We start from the raw sequence: 1,279 nt of genomic DNA, 5'->3' as shown, positions 1-1,279 counted from the left end.
TGGATAGGTTATACTAAACTGGACAGAAAAAATAAGGTGTGTACAATAAAAGAAAAGCACACTGGAGGAATAGAGGATGACAAAAAGAGCAAAACGAACGTTTACACCGGAATTTAAGAAGCAAATGGTGGCATTATATGAGTCAGGAAAGCCTCGTAAAGCTATTATTGAGGAATATGATTTAACGCCTTCGGCACTTGATAAATGGATAAGTCAGAGTCGAACAACGGGTTCCTTTAAAGCAAAAGATAATCTGACATCCGAACAAAAAGAACTCCAAAAACTACGCAAGCGAAATACGCAGTTAGAGATGGAAAATGATATTTTAAAGCAAGCGGCGCTGATATTCGGACGAAAATCCAAGTAATCCAACAAAATAAACACAAATATCCAATAGCAGCGATGTGCCGTATTTTAGGTGTCTCGAGGAGCACTTGTTACTATCAAGCAAGGCCAAAAAATTCAGAAACAGCGTTAGAAAAAGCAGTCATCGAAGAGTTTGATAAAAGCCGTAAAAACTATGGAACACGAAAATTAAAAGTGGCGTTAGCCCTTCTGGGCTTTACTGTTTCCAGACGTAAACTTGCCACTATCATGCGCAAATTCCACTTGGTTTCGAACTATACAAAAGCTACTTTCAAAAAAGGAAAAAACAGCGTTAACGAAGCACCTATCAGGAACGAGTTAAATCGACAATTTAAGCAAGAACAAGTCCTACAAGCCATTGTCACGGATCTAACTTATGTTCGAGTGGGTAACAAATGGCACTATGTTTGCTTTATTCTAGATCTTTTTAATCGTGAGATTATCGGGCATAGCGCTGGAGCACATAAAACAGCGGCTCTGGTCAAAGAAGCCATTTACCAAATTCCCTTTTCGCTTGCCAATGTTCAACTGTTCCATACAGATCGCGGAAGTGAGTTTGACAATCAAGAAGTGGATGAAATACTCGCTGCTTTTGATATTCAGCGTTCTCTCAGTGATAAAGGTTGCCCCTATGATAATGCCGTCGCCGAGAGCACCTATAAATCATTTAAAAAAGAGTTTGTGTATCCCAACCATTTTCAAACGTTAGAACAGTTGAAAGTGCAACTCTTTGATTACGTCAATTGGTGGAATCATATTCGATTCCACGGTACCTTGAATTATCAAAGTCCCGTTAGTTTTCGCATCGCGAAATCCATTAGGAATGATACCGAAAACCAACTCATTTCTAAGATATAAAATTAATCGATCGACACCTTATAAATTTTGTTCGAAAAAGGGTTGCCATTCCAAT

1 protein-coding gene is annotated in these 1,279 nt (G+C 38.6%); it reads left to right on the top strand.

The features are described 5' to 3' along the window. The first annotated feature begins 76 nt into the window (after positions 1-76). A protein-coding gene (locus HPK16_RS16430) for an IS3 family transposase (RefSeq protein WP_181677976.1) occupies positions 77-1,224 on the top strand; the annotation gives its coding sequence in 2 pieces (ribosomal slippage) (positions 77-359 and positions 359-1,224; 1,149 coding nt in all). The last annotated feature ends 55 nt before the right edge of the window (positions 1,225-1,279 follow it).

Origin of the sequence: Paenilisteria rustica (assembly GCF_013820765.1) — a bacterium.
GTDB classification, from domain to species: Bacteria; Bacillota; Bacilli; order Lactobacillales; family Listeriaceae; genus Listeria_A; species Listeria_A rustica.
The sequence above is the reverse complement of the archived record's forward strand: the minus strand, read 5'-3'. Positions and strand labels throughout refer to the sequence as shown.